Raw genomic sequence first — 16,880 nt, 5'->3', positions numbered from 1 at the left:
CTTACTTTAAAGGGGATTTTAATTCTATTATGAAGTTTTTCTATACAGACTTATGTAGAAGATTCAGTTGCTTGCAACCAGGCTACGCTTGCTCGATAAGACTCTCTCAAAATTCTCTTTGTTACTTCAACACACCCAATAAATCTTCAGGATTTATATACTGCGGCCTGCCTATTGATTATTTTAAAGCCACTGCGTAAAATAATTACTCCGTTTGAGTCTATTAAAAACGCGAACTGTAATAAAGGTAATCTAATATGCCACTACGAAGAAACTTGCCCAAATTAGTTATCAATCAAAATCCTTCTGAATATACCTATCCGTTTACATCTAAAGAGCGAGAAAAATTAAAAAAAGATGGTTCTATTTTTTTATCAAGGAGCCGATTTCTACCTGAGATAAACCAAAATATGCCTTCAGGATTAAGGGTGCCTATAGCAACCAACGGCATGTATTTTTTTGGACAAAGTGGAGTAAAAAATAGTTTTAATAACGGACCCTATAAAGGTAGAACAATTAGAGACGCAGCCTTAGAGGCGTATGTTGCACGAAGTTATTACCCACTGAAGTTCCATTACGTCGAAAGGAAAGTTGGTAGTAATACTGTTAAGGTCGCAGAAAACAATCGAACGCTAACTTTCTTTTCTATGTTGGGAATGTCTCCTGTCGATCCAATTTGCAAAACCGGTGTTTCGTCCCATGAAAAAGCTGTTACCAAGAATAGCAAGGGGATGGAAAAAGGTTATTCGGACACTATCTTGGTCAGAGGAGTGTCAATTACCGATAGTTAAGGTCGAGATTGGGTAATGCGGGAGATAATTGCTATAAAGCTGAAATTCGGGAAATTTATCGCAACTTAGTCATTCTCATGGTGGCCAGAGGAAAAATTGAACTACCGACACGAGGATTTTCAGTCACCCACTTCAATTATAGTTGATTGATTTTTTATAAATTTTATCGCAGGAAACCACTGCAAATGTCCTACGATGTATAACAGTGTCGTACTCAGATACGCAAAATTTCCACAGCGACTTTTGCTTTTTCCTCTTTCCTTCTTAGTCAAATAATCGAATGAAAACCTGACCTACAGCGGTTAATAGTTCATAGAAAAATCAGTATTACTTCGGATTTTCGATCTCATTTTGGGTTGTTTTTGAAGACGACTATTCAGTCGCTTTAAAAGGCCTATGGGGTCAGGCCCTGACCCATTGTACTCTGCTAATTTGATTGTTGATCGCCTCCTCACAAGCACTTTAAGTGCAAAAAATACGTAGACCATCTCATATTTTCTTCACCGAAAGAGAGCAAAATTAACAATAAGCTTAAATTTTAATCTTTATGGTGCAATAATGAAATTTGAAATTCAAGACATTGAAAATTGGCTTTTTAATATGAATGGTGCAACCCCACCTAGTGGCGCAAAACTCCCTCATTCAAGACTTTACGGGCGTCAACAGCAGTTTTATGCACCTAAACAGGAAACTTCCTCTTTGGAATCTGTAGGTGATGGTGTTGTTTCTAAGCGCGTGCAAATTCATTCTGGTGGTGTAACGGATATAAGAATAGCGGCAGGAAAAAAGGGAGCCGTTGCCACATCAAATAATGGTGACTTACTGACTGGTTGTGGTTTTGCTGTTGCCAAAGCAATAATTAATGCAGCCGGTGCTGGATTGCAGACGGAAGTATATAACCGCTACGGCGTTCCTGGAGTCATGGAAACCCCTCAGTATGGTAAAGACAACTATGGTAAGAGTGAAGGCAGAGGGTATGCTATCAGTTGTGACTCTTATGACATGAGAGCTACTCATAATATCGATAAAATTGAAATGCTTACTGTTCCTTATTTAGTCGGTAAAGAAAACGAGGACGGTGTAGAAAACATGTACTATGAAGCTTTTGTTCATAACAAAGATTTAGATTACATGATAGTTCCTATGGCTGGTATGAGTCATCCTCTTCTCGAAAATAGCTCTGATAAAAGTGCTCGATTGACAATGAATGCTTTCGAAAGGTTCGTTCGTGATTATCCAGACTCAAAGCTAAATCTTGTATGTGCCATTTTTAATGATAAACAGGCAGAGGAAAATTATAAAAAGCACGTAGTTGCTAAGGATGCAATTTTAGCAAAACAGTTAGAGGCTCAACATAAACAAAATGCTGTTCACGATCAACCGGTTGTTGCTCATGTTAAACCAACTTCGTCAAGTCCAGTTGAAGAGAAAAGCGAAGGATCAAAATTTATACACCAAAGCTCTGATACTGATTATTTCGTTACTGGCGTTGAAAAGCATGGCAACGGTTATAAAATACATGGAGCAAATGACAAAGGTGAGCCTCGTTATGTCATTATCGACGAACAGGGAAATGCCAGAGGCCACAATGGTCCTCAGCTGGGTTATGTTGAAAAGCAATTGTTTACTAATAGGAAAGCAATTTTCAAACAGTATGGTATTGAAGAACCGAAACCTCATCAGAAACAAGGTGCTCAGCAAGTAAATAAGTGGGCAAGTTTTAAAGAAGCTCATACCTTGCAGTCAAGCGCGGCAAAAGATAAAGCTGAGAATATCAAATGGGCAAATGCTGCAAATAAGTTGGGTTACCTTGATGCATGGGTTTTTGATGTTAAGGATTCCCACAAAGCGTTTTCTTTCAAGGATGGGAGTCAAGCAGCTCTTTTTGCAAAGAAATTTCCTCATGTAGCTACTTATCAAGAAGGAGACTATCATAAAGTTGTTTTAAATAAATCTCAGCTCAATAATCTTTTACAACCAGCTATAAAATCTAATCTGAGTCAACCAAACGTTGTTGCGGCTCAACCGAATGCGGGAATGCAATCTTTGTTTGAGAAATCTCAACATCAAGACAAGCAACGCAATATTCATTTAGCAGAAGCTATAAAAAAGGTTGGTTATAACAATGTAATGGTTTTCGATTGCAAAGATAGCAAAGGTTCATCCTACAAAGAGTTTTCTTTTAAAGATGGGAAGCAAGCAGCTGATTTTGCCAAGATTGCTCATGCAGCTACTGCTCAGGCTGGAGGTTATCATCAGGTAATTTTAAGCAAACAGCAAGTTTTAACATTGCAACATAAATTACAAAGCCGTGAGGCTTTCCTACACTCATCTAAATTTGATGAGCATGTAACTGGATTTAAGGCAAAAACGAAAGAAATGAGCGCTAATGCGAATGAAAACGCCAATTATGCTAAAGCCCATCCAATAGCCTCTCAATTTTGTTCTGGTTTGGAGGCAGCAGGTAGAAGATATTTAAAAACAGGTGATAAACAAGCCCTGAAATCTGAATGCCAACATCTCTGCAGTAAGGCAAGAAACTCCTCCTTAAAAGATCACCGAGAATGGACAGGGGCGATTGCAAAATTTGTAATTGATGTTTTATCAGTCATAACGCTAGGATTAACGAATAGATTGAGTATGTTTACGAGAACTGATAGTGTTAAAAAAGTAGATGATTTCGAACAGACTGTTGTTAATAATCTATCTCTAAATTAACAAGCGCTGCTATTTTTCTAAAAAAGCAATGGGTCAGGGTTTGAATTTCGTATTCACCGATCAAAATTCAAGCCCTGACCCCATAGTTCCAGAGGAATAACGGATTATGAGTCATTTATTAAAATTTTAACTATTTGATTTTATTATAAATTATTCCGATGTTTTTTCTGCAAATGGCGTACTTTGTCGTAAGATATCGTACTCAAATACGACGATCCTGGTAAATTATTTGGCTCTCCCCCAAATGTAGGGGCACTTTAATCGGATTAAAGTAATCTAACTCTTTGATTGCGCGATCAAAAGAGGGTTAAAGTGCCAAGAAAAGATATTATCCTAAATTTACCTGGCTACTCAATAGTCAAGGTGACGGGAAACAATCCTGTTTATATACAAGTGAGTTATAACCGAGTAGTACGATGTATTTACTGCAATGAAAAGCGTTTAAGAAAGAAGGATAGCTTTGAACGCAAGATACGTCATGAATCGATAGGATTGCGTTATAGTTATTTAATTATCAAGTCACATAAGTTTCAATGCTATGGGTGTAAGCGCTATTTTAATCAGCGTTTTCCTGGAATAGGTAAATACCAGCGAGCGACAGAAAGCTTGCGTAAAGAGGTGTTTCATCATCACACAGAGGGCGTTAGTCAAAAGGATTTAAGCCGTCATTTTCATACAGGCAAATCAACGATAGAACGCTGGTATCATTATGGATATGAACGACAAGAGAAGCGAATTACCTCCCCTTTATGCCCTAGGGTCTTAGGTATCGATGAACATTCATTTACAAAGAAGCAAGGCTATATCACCACGTTGTGTGATTTAGGTAAACATAAAGTATTTGATATTGTTAAGGGTCGTTCAGGGCGTGATTTGGAGGGTTACTTTAAAGCATTGGAAGGTAAAGAGAGAGTGCGAGTTATCTGTATTGATTTAAGCAGTAGTTACCGTGCGCTAGTGAAGCGGTACTTTCCTAATGCCAAGATTGTAGCTGATCGCCTTCATGTCATCCGATTAATTAACCAACTGAGCATGCAAACCTTTCATCAGATTGATCCGACCATGAGGTATCAAAGAGGCACGCTAATGGCATTGAAGACAAAGCCAGAGAATCTAACATCATTACGCCTAAGCAAGCGCGACCGTTATCTGGAACAACAACCCGCGATTGCTGCCATTTATGATTTTAAACAACAGTTGCATGAACTATTAACTCGGAAGCATTGCACAGCCAAAGAATGCAAACGCTTATTACCGCAATTCTTGGAAATGGTTAAAGAGCTAAGACAAAGTGCTTTTCAATCGCTTAGAACTTTAGGAAATACATTATTTAAATGGAGGGAGGAAGTCGTTAGAATGCTTCGTTTTACGAAGAACAATGGAATAACTGAAGGGTTTCATCGAAAAATGAAATTGATTCAACGAAGGGCTTATGGTTTTAGAAATTTTGAAAATTATAGATTAAGAGTGCTTTGTGGATGAGTAAAGTGCCCCCGGATTTGGGGAAGACCCGAAATTTTGAAATTCGGGAAATTTATCGTAACTTAGTCATTCTCATGGTGGCCAGAGGCAGAATCGAACTGCCGACACGAGGATTTTCAGTCCTCTGCTCTACCGACTGAGCTATCTGGCCGCGAGAGGTTGCTATTAAACTCCGAGAACGTTTCCGAGTCAAGGGGAGTTAATTATTTTTTTTGTAAAAAATAATCCCTGGCAAAATGGTTGAATAACAGGCAATCGGAACGAGCTAATTTTGCTCTATTTTTATCTCTTGTGTTGTTCAGGGGAGACAAGCATGTCAGATAGGCTCCATCAAAGCGGCTCACCAGAGGTCATGGGTTTATTTCGCGTGTTGACGCAATTGCTTTTGATAAGCAACCGCAATCTGGGCTCCCAAGAGGGCGTTGTCTTTAATCAACTCAATGTTCGCTTTTAAACTTTGACCGGCTGTTAAATCAGTAATGCGTTCTAGCAAGAAAGGCGTAATCGCCTTCCCAGTGACCTGTTTAGCCTCTTTTTGTGCCTGCTTGATGATTGGAATGATTTTATCGACGGGTATTTCTGCTTGTTTGGGGATAGGATTGGCAATCACGATGCCGTTATTGATGGCGAGTTTGCGCTGGTAATGCATTAAATTGGCAATGTCTTCAGGGCTATCGAGACGGTGGACAAGCGGTATACCGCTTGAGTGGCTATAAAATGCCGGAAATTCATCAGTCTTGTAACCAACTACCGCAACACCATGCGTCTCTAACATTTCCAGTGTTTTGGGTAAATCGAGAATCGATTTTGCGCCTGAACAAATGACAGTGACTGGCGTGCTGGATAATTCAATTAAATCGGCGGAAACATCAAAGCTTTCATTAGCATGCTGATGGACGCCGCCAATGCCACCTGTGGCGAACAGCGGCAAACCGGCTAAATTGGCACAAAACATCGTGGCGGCTACTGTCGTGCTGGCTGTTTTTTTACGACTTAAGACAAAGGCCAGATCTCGCCGTGATGCTTTGACGACTTCGTCGCAATTCGCCAAATGCTCCATGAGTTTTTGATCAATTCCAATATGAATTTTTCCTTGATAAAGGGCGATGGTAGCGGGTATGGCACCATTATCGCGAATGAGTTGTTCCACCGCAGCGGCAGTCGCTAAATTATCTGGATAGGGCATACCGTGCGAAATAATGGTGGATTCCAACACCACAATGGGTTGTTGATTATTTAGTCCATCACGGACTTCTTTGCCAATATGCAACAACTCATGAAACATGGTGCTTAACCTTCTTCTTTGGGCACGAAACCGGATGGTATGGCTGATCCCTCACCAAAAAAATATTTTTGCATTTCATCATGAAGGAATTCACGTGCTTTCGGATCAATTAAACTCAAACGGTATTCATTAATAAGCATTGTTTGGTGAGACAGCCACATTTTCCATGCCTGCTTTGAAATATGATTAAAAATTCGCTCACCCAAGGGGCCAGGAAACGGCGCTTTCTCTAATCCTTCGGCTTCCTGGTTTAATTTTGCACAAAAAACATGTCTTGTCATAAGGGCCTTGACTCAAAATTGGTAAGAAGTCGATTATGCGACAATGCTATTCTATCGGCAATGCTAATGATTAATCAGCACGGCATTTAGCTTGCGCCAGCATAATATGCTGCGAAAGCAATTGTTCTTGCTCCGCATTCAAATCTTCGAATTGTACCGCTGTCCGGTATTGAGTTTCACTATGGTATTGACTGTAAACAACGACTGCATCCAGCACAACAGGAATCATCTTGGGTTTCGTGTAAATGACGACTTTCATGTGCGTTTTTTCTTTAACCCGATCTTTGGTTTTAAACGACATGCCACCTAAACTAATATTGACTTTACGCAGGTGAATTTTATCGCCAATTAAAAGATGACGGGCAAGGTAATCAATTTTGGCGTTGATTAAATTTAAATAATGGGCCAGTGCTGGTTCCTGCAATGCAAGCGATTGAGTGAGCTCGGCCAACTCATAATCCAGACTTTGGAAGTATTGGGTGGTTTCCAGGTAGCGTTTGCCGTTTTGCCCCAATAACTCCTCGGTGATTGATTTATCAGAACACACTTCTCCGCTGGTTATTATCTTGTAATCGAAATAAACCTGGTCCTCAATGCGGAAGTGCTGGCGTCTTTCATGTACAGGCATAATCACTCCATAAAATCCGTTTTATAAGAAGTTTTAAGGCCTCTTGGAATGTTGGATTGATCTTGGTTGGTGGATAGGTATTTTCGCCTATCGCACCTCTAAGAAATCCGCACATTGCCGGCTCTTATGTTAACTATAGACACAGATTTAGAGTGTTAGTGAAAAAAATGATAAAGAAGAGCAAAATTTTTATCAAAATGAAGACTATTTTTACTGATACAGAACTGACGAAACGAATCGGGGCAAGGTAAATTGGCTGATTAGAAAGGACGTTCTTATCCGCTAACTTTATGAATTACAATCAAATTTCAACGAGGCGATGGCCATGTTCCTGCGAAATTCCTTAACGATAACCGAGATATTTGCTTAACAAGACCAAGACCGTTAAATGAAGGGGGTAATAAGCATAGAAGAAATAGGGGATACGGGGGAAGGTCAGATCGAGTTTGGTCGCAAGAAGAATTATCGGGAAGGAGGCTAAGGCCCAGTTATTACCATTAAAACGGGCAATAAACACGCAAAAAAATACCGAGGCAATTAAAGCGGTCAGAGAGGGTTTTTTGCAATAGAACCAGCAAGAAAGGCAGAAAGCAATTCCCTGCCAGTTATATTCTACAAAAACACCGCCAATGAAAAATAAGAACACCGCCAGAATGATATTATCCACCCCTCCTTTTTCATAAAGAAACATACAGAGTGCGGCGATAAAAAAGCTAAACATAATATTAAAGGGATAGATATGCTGCAAATATCGCATTGCCATATAGGCGGGAGTGGCCAGCAAACCAAACAGGATTAAGCGTTTGAAAGCACGGCCGTAAGTGCCGTGGGCCAGCGCTTCAGGGCGCGCCAGATTGTAAGCAAAAATAAAAGCAAATAAGGGCATGGCTAATCGGCCTATGCTCAATGCGGTATAACTGCTGGTGTTCCAAAAGATTCGATTGATGTGATCAATAGTCATGGCCAGCATGGCCAGCCACTTCATGGCTTCCAACGTACCGCTGGTAATTTTAAGTGAAGGAAGTGGATAAAAAATTCTCATTCTTGTCTTTGTGTTCAACAATCGCTTTCCTGCTTTTTTTGTCAAATCAACTAGGGTCTGTAGACCGGTCTACTCGCCAGGCCGAACAGCCAGCGCAACGTCAGCAAAACCCTAAGGGTTGGTTACATTTCGCCGGGTTGCCTGCTTATGGCTTGGTCCGCGCATCGCAACACCAACATTAGAAATGGAAACAGCCCCAATTATTAACGTAGCTTGTCAGGAAATACAATAGACTTTCTCGAAAACCTGGCAGGGAGAAGACTTGTTTCGTCGATACGGTTGTTCGAATCCCCATGGACTTGATGTGCCACCAGGACCATTCTGGTCATAAGAAACCTGAATTAGTAGGCCACGCACGAAATGATAAAAAATTATTCATTATTCTCCTTTGCAAGCATCAGCGATGACTATAATAAAAGTGGAAGAGATTTCTTTTTTTTAAATGCGATTTAGGCTGTGTAACAAACATGACTCGAGCGGTTAAGGAGGACTATAGGACGCATCAGTTTGAATGGGCTGCTATGCTGGGCATAAGGGTTTGAATATTGAGCTTATTGAAGCCACTTGTTACAGCAAGAAATGAAGAAGGAATAGTAATTTAAATTAGCTCCCTTATTTTAGGATGAAACATGAGTGAACATTATACGGCAAAAATGTATTGTGGAGCCGAAGAAATTGCCCATAAATCTGGTGATGATATTGAGCAATTATATGTATGGCTTTTGGCTGTCGCTAATGGCCCGAACGGAGGGAATCACGGCGAAATTATTGATAACGAAACACAGCAAGTGGTTCGGCAATTTAAAAAGCGATCAGTAGAGTAGGCATCGATAGCGCAGTTATAAGAATCTAAAGCAAGATCACTAAAGTTAACTCGTTCGCAGTTGCGATAGACTATCCACAAAATCTGTGGATAACCTTGTGTATTGCCTGATGATGGATAGTCAATAACAATGAAGAATCACTTATTAGGCCATTCACACTATATCAACACGGCCTAAATTTCACTACAATAGGTTTTTATCAAAATTAAACCAAGTATGTTTAAGCCACTACCACTTTTCATTGGGCTACGCTATACGCGGGCTAAAAAACGGAATCATTTTGTTTCCTTCATTTCTCTCAGCTCCATGCTTGGAATTGCTATTGGCGTTATGGTGCTTATTACCGTTTTATCAGTGATGAACGGGTTTGATGAAGAAATCCACAAGCGCTTTTTTAGTATGGCCCCGGAAATTACGGTTAGCGGCTCCAATGGTAAAATCAGTGATTGGCCCAGTCTTGAGAAAGAGCTTAAAACATTTCCAGGTGTTAAGGCGATTGCACCCTATGTCGGCGGTCAGGGCCTGCTTACGCACGAGGGACAAGTTTTACCTATCGTATTAACCGGTGTTCTTCCCGATCAGGAAGAGGCAGTCACCCATCTTCAGGATAAATTACTGGCTGGTAATGTGGCTAACCTTAAAAATTTTGGCGTTATTCTTGGGCGTGGCCTGGCTGATAATCTGGGTGTTATGCTTGGAGACAAAGTCACTATTATGATTCCCCAGGCAACCGTGACGCCTGCGGGCATGATTCCACGTTTCAAACGTTTCACCGTGGTCGGGGTTTTTTCTGCTGGAACCGGGTTTAATTTTGATACGAAACTGGCTTTCATTAACCTGCAGGATGCCCAGAAATTGTTGCAACTGGGGAATGATGTCACTGGGCTGAAGATGAAAATAGATAATATTTACAAAGCACCAGCCATGTCTGATCAATTAGCTGAGAAACTCGGTGAGGAATATCAGATCGGTAATTGGACCCGAGAGTTTGGTGCTTTTTTCCAGGCGGTGAAACTGGAAAAAACCATGATGTTTCTCATTTTATTATTAATTATTGCCGTAGCTGCTTTTAACCTTGTCTCTTCTCTGGTCATGGTCGTTAATGATAAGCAATCAGAAATTGCGATACTCAGGACTATTGGAGCGACTCCTTCCACCATCCTGTGGGTATTTATTGTCCAAGGCATGATGGTGGGATTTGTAGGGACCTTGTTAGGGCTTCTGGGGGGGCTTCTGTTGGCATCGAATGCAACGACTATTGTTAATGCCCTGCAATCCTTCTTCAATACACAAATCCTGTCTTCAAATATCTATTTTGTGGATTATCTCCCTTCAAAAATTATGTTCAGTGATTTGTGGCAAATATGTGCTATGGCGATGTTAATGAGCTTTGTTGCGACGATTTATCCAGCCTGGCGTGCCTCAAAAACGGTTATAGCGGAGGCCTTGCATTATGAGTAAAATAATTTTCGATTGCCAAAATCTGCGTAAAACCTATCATGATGGTACTGCCTCAGTCGACGTATTGAAGGGAATCAATTTTACTATTAATCATGGTGACAGAGTTGCGATTGTAGGACCCTCGGGTTCTGGTAAAAGTACGTTATTGCATTTATTGGGTGGTCTGGATAAACCGACTGCCGGCCAAGTCCTCATGCAGGATGTTGATTGGCAAACACTCTCTGAGAAACAGCGTTGTAAAGTGCGCAATCATCGTTTGGGTTTTGTTTATCAATTTCACCATTTATTACCTGAGTTTACTGCCTTGGAAAATGTGGCGATGCCTTTATTATTGGCGGGCAAAGCAATTGCTGGTGCCCAGGAAGAGGCAGAAATAATCCTGAAGCAGGTAGGGCTTGCCAAACGACTCAGTCATAAACCGTCGCAATTGTCTGGTGGTGAACGGCAACGCGTCGCAATTGCCAGAGCGTTGGTACATCAGCCACAATGTGTCTTGGCAGACGAGCCTACAGGCAATTTGGATCATGCGACTGCTACCCAGGTTTTTGATCTAATGCTGCAGTTAAATGAGAAATTAAATACAGCTTTGATTATAGTAACACATGACATACAATTGGCGGGCAAGATGGATAAAATCATGACTATTCAAGATGGTTTTCTTGCTTAACTTTACTCATCGATAACGGCGCAAAGCGTTTTCAATTGAGTTTGTATTCAATGTTGTGGAGATAGTTGTAATGTCAACAGGAAATGTTCCAAATTCAAAAGTGGTCAACAAGGTACTAGGACGCGTTAAAGGGCAAGACCAGCGAAATAATACGCCTGTGACTGCAGCACAGTGGCCCGTTCAGGGCGGTTTGTTCGGGAGAGTCAATCGTCCGGCTCCTGACGACCAGGAGCCGGCGGCAGATGCACCGGCTGCGATCGTCAATAGAAGATAACGTTAGTAATCGGCATGCCCTGGTGTGCGTGGGAAGGGAATAACGTCACGAACGTTACCAACACCAGTCACATAGCTCACCAGGCGCTCAAAGCCCAAGCCAAACCCCGCATGGGGCACTGTGCCATAGCGGCGAAGATCCCGATACCATTGATAGTGCTCTTTATTGAGATTACATTCTTCCATGCGCTTATCAAGAATATCCAATCGTTCTTCACGCTGGCTTCCACCAATAATTTCTCCGATGCCAGGCGCTAACACATCCATTGCTGCGACTGTACGTTCATCGTCATTCAGACGCATATAAAAACCCTTAATTTCTTGTGGGTAATTAGTAAGGATGACCGGCTTCTTACAAAGTTCTTCGGCAAGATAACGCTCATGCTCTGATTGCAGATCAAGCCCCCAGCTAACCGGGTATTCAAAGTTGCGATCTGCTTTTTCCAAGGCAACTATTGCATCGGTATAAGTCATGATTTCGAAATCAGATTGAACAATATGTTCCAGACGCTCAATACAACCGGGTGCTACGAATTGATTAAAGAAATCCATGTCATCCTGGCGTTCATCAAGGACTGTTTTACACAAATAACGCAGCATCTCCTGGCTGAGTCCGCAAATATCATGCAGGGTAGCGAACGCTATTTCAGGCTCTATCATCCAGAATTCGGCTAAATGGCGGCTGGTGTTTGAATTTTCTGCACGGAAAGTAGGGCCAAAGGTATAAACCTTTGACATCGCCAAACAGTAAGCTTCAACGTTTAACTGTCCAGAAACCGTTAAAAAAGCTTCGTGGCCAAAAAAATCTTTCGTAAAATCAACCTGGCCTTGCGCTGTTTTAGGCAAGTTAAGTAAATCTAACGTACTGACGCGAAACATTTCGCCAGCGCCTTCACAATCACTGGTGGTAATAATAGGCGTGTGGATCCAAAAATAGCCGCGTTGGCGGAAGAACTGATGGATTGCCTGGGCTAAACAGTCGCGAATACGGGTTACAGCGCTGATGGTGTTAGTGCGTGGGCGCAAGTGCGCGACTTCACGTAAAAATTCAAGCGTATGCCGTTTGGCCTGAATCGGGTAGCTGTCAGGATTTTCTACCCAACCAACGACTTCAACCTGTTCGGCCTGGATTTCAAAAGACTGGCCTTTACCTTGCGACACAACTAATTTGCCAGTGACAATGATCGAACAGCCAGCAGTCAGTTTCAGAATTTCATGTTGGTAGTTTGCAATCGTGTCGCTGACAACAACTTGAATTCCGGCAAAGCAAGAGCCATCATGCAAATTGATAAACGATAAACCTGCTTTTGAGTCACGTCGTGTTTTTACCCAGCCGCGGACAGTGAGTGTTTCATCAACACTGACTTCCCCAGCCAGGCATTGTTTTATTGCATATACCTCTGTCATGATGTACTCCGAAAACATAAAATAGTCATTAGATTTGTTTACTGTAGACAGCTGCTATTGTAATGTCCGCGCCTCAGGCACTTGCAAGCGAGCGCAATTTCAACAAACCTGGTTGCATCCCGCTATACTAAAGAGCAAGGTAAGCAACAATAAAAACTCGATAATACACTAAATGAAAACAATGGGGGAACCTATGTTGCGAGGAGTTGTACTGTTTTTACTATTTTCATGGCCATTTTACCTCGTTGCCCAAGATACAGAATTAAAATTTTATCGTCCTTTTGGTGAGGTCAATCAGCAAGTGCCGTTGGTAGTTAAAGAAGAAGTCAAAGGCCAATGTTGGCAACAATCAGCACGCATCAAAAGAGAAGATGCCTGGCGTTGTGTCGTGGGGGATAAAACCTATGATCCCTGTTTTGTTAAACAATTTGGTTCGTATACACAGGCTTTATGCCCTCAATCGCCATGGATAGGGGATAGTGTGCAAATCGATCTGCCTGCTGCAGTGGATAATAGCCAGCATATGGAATTGAATATGGCAGAGACTTTTCCCTGGGCTCTTGAGCTAACAACGGGAGAAAAATGCCAGGCTGTGGATGAGGGCGATTTTTTTGATGGTTTACCAGTACGTTATCACTGTGATAGTCAAACCGTATTACTCGGTCATATCCAGCGTTGCAAAGCCAGTTGGAGTATCTTGCAGCGTACGCCATCCGGGGTGTCCACTGCCTGGGTGGCAAAGGCATGGTTTTAAATGGTATTCTGATGGGGTTAAATTCGGGGGTGTTTGGATTTGCCGGGATAGTAGAAAGATAAATACCCTATAATGAAGAGGTAACCACTGTTTATGGAGTGAACTATGTTTACAGCACTGTTCCATTCTCTTATTTTCTCTCAAATCTTAGGTCTGTATTTTATTATTGTGGCTATCATTATGATGATTCGAATTGATTTTTATCGTCATTTTATAATGAATTTGAAAGCAGGCAGTGGTGTTATTATTTTGGCTGCATCCTTTTCTTTGATAGTGGGATTAATGTTAGTTGTTGTGCATAATATCTGGGTTTTAGAGCCGCAGGTTATCATTACCCTGCTAGGTTGGCTATTGGTTATCCTGGCAGTACTATGGCTTTCAATACCGGAAAAAATGACGCACTTCAGTCGATTGGTCTACAGTGGGAAAGGCTATTATGTGCTTGTTCTTTTCACGCTGTTTATTGGTATCCTGTTACTTACCAAAGGATTTTACCATTATATATAACGCTATCCCTTTACGTTAGCGAGAGAGATTAGCCTTGCTGTTTCATCCCCTCACTCATAAGGGGCGGCATCCCTGAATGGCGTCAGGCTAAGGCAATGGGCATTGATCTCATTAATAATCGGGTAATTAGCCATCGAAAAACCGAAACGATTGGCGTTATAGACCTGGGGAATAAGGCAAATATCTGCCATGCTCACTTCATTGCCATAACAGAGTTGGGTTTTGTGTGGGATTGCTTGTAATCGTGCCTCTAAAGCATCGAAACCAAGTTTTAACCAATGATGATACCAATCCTGGATTTGTTGCTCATCCGCTTGAAATTGTTCGCGCAAGCGCGTTAGCACGCGTAAATTATTCAGTGGATGCATATCACAGGCAACAGTTAATGCCAGGCTTCTGACTTGCGCTCGACCTAAAGGATGCTGTGGTAAGAGCGGCGGTGCGGGATTCATTTCATCTAAATACTCAATAATGGCTAAGGATTGACTGATAATATGCCCATTTTCATCTAAGGTGGGGACCAGCCCCTGCGGGTTCAGTTGTAAATAATCAGGATGTCGTTGTTCACCGCCATGATTAATCAAATGCACAGCCAGTGTTTCATAACTAATATTCTTAATATTTAAAGCAATACGTACGCGATAACTGGCAGTGGAACGATAATAATCATAGAGTTTCATTTTTCTGGCCCTTTGTAACGAGTGACGGTTTGCTCAATAGCCCCAAAGAGGGACTGCCCTTGTTGATTCAGCATTTCGATACGAATCGTATCGCCATATTGCATAAAGGGGGTGTGTGCTTTGCCTTCGGCAATTATTTCAAGCATGCGCTTTTCGGCAATACAGGAAGACCCTTTACTGCGATCCACATTGGAAACAGTCCCAGAGCCGATAATTGTTCCAGCAGCCAAATACCTTGTTTTGGCGGCATGGGCAATTAACTCCGGGAAGGAAAACGTCATATCAACACCGGCATCAGGTTGACCAAATAATTGCTTATTAAGATGGCTGAGCAAGGGTAAATGAACACGTTGGCCATCCCAATGCTGCCCTAATTCATCAGGCGTAATGGCTACCGGAGAAAAACTGCTGGCAGGCTTTGACTGAAAAAAACCGAAGCCTTTGTTTAATTCACCAGGAATCAGGTTACGTAGGGAAACGTCATTAACCAGCATAAGCAATTTGATGTGTTTGGCCGCCTGTTTAGGGTCTACGCCCATGGGAACATCATCGGTAATCACGGCCACCTCCGCTTCAAAATCAACGCCATAGGCTTCATCAGCGACTAATATGGGACCTGTTGGATCAAGAAAACTGTCGGAACCTCCCTGGTACATCAGGGGGTTGGTCCAAAAATCGGCAGGCATTTCTGCCCCCCTGGCTTTCCTTACCAACTCCACATGATTGACGTAAGCACTGCCGTCAGCCCATTGATAAGCCCGAGGCAATGGGGAAGCAAATTCATCCGGGTTAAAAGCAAAGGCCGAATGACTCTGTCCTTCATTAAGCGCCTGATAGATGTCCTGCAGAGGTTTTTCCACTGCCGGCCAGTGTTCTATGGCAGATTGCAGGGTTTTAGCAATATGACCAACTTGAATTGCCTGGGTCAATGCCTGATTAACAACACATAATTCCCCGTCGCGACAATTGGCTGTTCTTAAGCTGGCTAATTTCATAGTAGTCTCTCAATGGGTTTCTTGTAAGGTGCCTCTTTTAATTTGATCGCGCTCGATGGCCTCAAACAAGGCTTGGAAATTACCCTCGCCAAAACCCTGGTTACCACGACGTTGAATAATTTCAAAAAACACAGGTCCAAAGATATTTTCGGTGAAAATCTGCAGTAATAAGCCGGCTTTGGCATCTTTTTCACCATCAATCAAAATGCGTTCTTGCTGCAACTTTGCCAAAGGTTCTTTATGCCAGGGAATGCGGTGATCGACCATTTCATAATAGGTATCGGGAACATCAAGAAAAGCCACGCCATGCTCTCTCAAGGTATGGACTGTCGCATAAATGTCTTCTGTATTAAGGGCGATATGTTGAATGCCTTCGCCACGGAATTCATGCAAGAATTCTTCAATCTGTGATTGATCGTCTTTGGACTCATTTAAAGGAATTTTAATTTTGCCGCAGGGGCTGCCTAACGCTCTGCTGATAAGGCCTGTCATCTGTCCTTTAATATTAAAAAAACGAATTTCGCGGAAATTAAAAATCGATTCGTAGAAATGGGCCCATTTATCCATATTACCGCGATAAACATTATGGGTTAAATGATCGATAAAGGTTAAACCACAACCATGAATGGCTTGGGTCACGATTGGTTTGTGTTGCCACTCATCAGCAAAAGGATGGTGTTGCTCATCCACAAAATAAATCACGCTACCGCCAATCGCCTGAATAGCAGGCAAATGATGATCGGCATGTTTGCAATCCTGGAAAGGGGTTGCACCATGTTTTAGGGCGTAGGCATAGGCTGCCTGCGCATCGTGCACGCGAAAGCCCATGGCGCAGGCGCCAGCTCCATGAGTGGCGGCATGCTCTTGTGCCTGACAATCACTGGCAGCATTGACTATAAATTGAATTTGTCCTTGCTGGTAAAGCGTAATATCCTGATTTTTATGGGTAGCAACAATTTCGAAACCCATTTCACTAAATTGTTTATGTAAAAAGGTTTTATCAGGACCGGAGAATTCTAAAAAAGCAAAACCGTTTAATCCACAGGGATTGTTGGTACTATTTTCATTCATTGCCTAACTCCTTG

At 41.9% G+C, this 16,880-nt stretch carries 16 protein-coding genes and 1 tRNA gene; 8 read left to right on the top strand and 9 right to left on the bottom strand.

The genetic code is table 11. From position 1 onward, the window contains the following. Positions 1–257 precede the first annotated feature (257 nt). From ACN4Z1_RS12395 to ACN4Z1_RS12385, 3 genes are all read left to right on the top strand, one after another. A complete protein-coding gene (locus ACN4Z1_RS12395; protein WP_228364464.1) occupies positions 258–791 on the top strand; it encodes a hypothetical protein in 534 nt (177 codons plus the stop codon). A 558-nt stretch (positions 792–1,349) separates the two neighbouring features. Then, the gene (locus tag ACN4Z1_RS12390; protein WP_228364463.1) at positions 1,350–3,509 is read left to right on the top strand and encodes a hypothetical protein; all 2,160 of its coding nucleotides are present in this window, start codon (positions 1,350–1,352) and stop codon (positions 3,507–3,509) included. A gap of 312 nt (positions 3,510–3,821) precedes the next feature. Next, the gene (locus ACN4Z1_RS12385; protein ID WP_228364462.1) at positions 3,822–4,991 is read left to right on the top strand and encodes an ISL3 family transposase; all 1,170 of its coding nucleotides are present in this window, start codon (positions 3,822–3,824) and stop codon (positions 4,989–4,991) included. 75 nt (positions 4,992–5,066) lie between these two features. On the opposite strand, the gene ACN4Z1_RS12380 is transcribed toward ACN4Z1_RS12385, so the two are convergent. The 5 genes from ACN4Z1_RS12380 to ACN4Z1_RS12360 form a co-directional block, all read right to left on the bottom strand. Next, positions 5,067–5,142: transfer RNA gene (locus ACN4Z1_RS12380), tRNA-Phe, on the bottom strand. 207 nt (positions 5,143–5,349) lie between these two features. Continuing rightward, complete coding sequence (locus tag ACN4Z1_RS12375; protein WP_228364461.1) at positions 5,350–6,276, bottom strand: pseudouridine-5'-phosphate glycosidase; 927 nt, start codon at positions 6,274–6,276, stop codon at positions 5,350–5,352. A gap of 5 nt (positions 6,277–6,281) precedes the next feature. Further along, positions 6,282–6,557 carry an oxidative damage protection protein gene (locus tag ACN4Z1_RS12370; RefSeq protein WP_228364460.1) on the bottom strand — a complete coding sequence of 92 codons (276 nt, stop codon included), beginning with the start codon at positions 6,555–6,557 and terminating at the stop codon, positions 6,282–6,284. Between the two features lie 70 nt (positions 6,558–6,627). Next, positions 6,628–7,185 (bottom strand): PilZ domain-containing protein, encoded by a 558-nt coding sequence (locus ACN4Z1_RS12365; protein ID WP_115220788.1) that lies wholly within the window; start codon positions 7,183–7,185, stop codon positions 6,628–6,630. 343 nt (positions 7,186–7,528) lie between these two features. Continuing rightward, positions 7,529–8,227 carry a TraX family protein gene (locus ACN4Z1_RS12360; RefSeq protein ID WP_228364459.1) on the bottom strand — a complete coding sequence of 233 codons (699 nt, stop codon included), beginning with the start codon at positions 8,225–8,227 and terminating at the stop codon, positions 7,529–7,531. A 629-nt stretch (positions 8,228–8,856) separates the two neighbouring features. Here ACN4Z1_RS12360 and ACN4Z1_RS12355 point away from each other — a divergent pair. From ACN4Z1_RS12355 to lolD, 3 genes are all read left to right on the top strand, one after another. Beyond that, entirely contained in the window at positions 8,857–9,051 is a 195-nt protein-coding gene (locus tag ACN4Z1_RS12355; RefSeq protein ID WP_115220790.1) for a hypothetical protein, read from the top strand. A 216-nt stretch (positions 9,052–9,267) separates the two neighbouring features. Next, complete coding sequence (locus ACN4Z1_RS12350) at positions 9,268–10,512, top strand: lipoprotein-releasing ABC transporter permease subunit (protein WP_228364458.1); 1,245 nt, start codon at positions 9,268–9,270, stop codon at positions 10,510–10,512. After that, positions 10,505–11,179 (top strand): lipoprotein-releasing ABC transporter ATP-binding protein LolD, encoded by a 675-nt coding sequence (gene lolD / locus ACN4Z1_RS12345; RefSeq protein ID WP_115220792.1) that lies wholly within the window; start codon positions 10,505–10,507, stop codon positions 11,177–11,179. Before ACN4Z1_RS12350 ends, lolD begins: the two co-directional genes overlap by 8 nt. A gap of 276 nt (positions 11,180–11,455) precedes the next feature. On the opposite strand, the gene asnS is transcribed toward lolD, so the two are convergent. Then, positions 11,456–12,859 carry an asparagine--tRNA ligase gene (gene asnS / locus ACN4Z1_RS12340; protein ID WP_228364457.1) on the bottom strand — a complete coding sequence of 468 codons (1,404 nt, stop codon included), beginning with the start codon at positions 12,857–12,859 and terminating at the stop codon, positions 11,456–11,458. 193 nt (positions 12,860–13,052) lie between these two features. Here asnS and ACN4Z1_RS12335 point away from each other — a divergent pair, with 193 nt between their 5' ends. Further along, the gene (locus tag ACN4Z1_RS12335) at positions 13,053–13,613 is read left to right on the top strand and encodes a hypothetical protein (protein WP_115222660.1); all 561 of its coding nucleotides are present in this window, start codon (positions 13,053–13,055) and stop codon (positions 13,611–13,613) included. A gap of 105 nt (positions 13,614–13,718) precedes the next feature. Further along, on the top strand, positions 13,719–14,120 hold the full coding sequence (locus tag ACN4Z1_RS12330; RefSeq protein ID WP_115220795.1) for a hypothetical protein: 402 nt from the start codon (positions 13,719–13,721) through the stop codon (positions 14,118–14,120). A 50-nt stretch (positions 14,121–14,170) separates the two neighbouring features. Here ACN4Z1_RS12330 and maiA read toward each other — a convergent pair whose 3' ends face one another. Genes maiA through hppD form a run of 3 tightly spaced genes read right to left on the bottom strand, consistent with a single transcriptional unit; the run spans position 14,171 to position 16,866 of the window. Further along, positions 14,171–14,800, bottom strand: a complete 630-nt coding sequence (maiA, locus tag ACN4Z1_RS12325; protein WP_115220796.1) for a maleylacetoacetate isomerase — start codon at positions 14,798–14,800, stop codon at positions 14,171–14,173. Continuing rightward, on the bottom strand, positions 14,797–15,795 hold the full coding sequence (locus ACN4Z1_RS12320) for a fumarylacetoacetate hydrolase family protein (RefSeq protein ID WP_228364456.1): 999 nt from the start codon (positions 15,793–15,795) through the stop codon (positions 14,797–14,799). Before ACN4Z1_RS12320 ends, maiA begins: the two co-directional genes overlap by 4 nt. 9 nt (positions 15,796–15,804) lie before the next feature. Further along, positions 15,805–16,866, bottom strand: a complete 1,062-nt coding sequence (hppD, locus tag ACN4Z1_RS12315) for a 4-hydroxyphenylpyruvate dioxygenase (protein ID WP_228364455.1) — start codon at positions 16,864–16,866, stop codon at positions 15,805–15,807. Positions 16,867–16,880: the final 14 nt, after the last annotated feature.

Source organism: Legionella sp. ST3F1, from assembly GCF_048553315.1.
In the GTDB taxonomy this organism is placed as follows: Bacteria; Pseudomonadota; Gammaproteobacteria; order Legionellales; family Legionellaceae; genus Tatlockia; species Tatlockia donaldsonii.
Note: the sequence above shows the minus strand (reverse complement) of the source record. Positions and strands in the feature narration are given on the sequence as shown.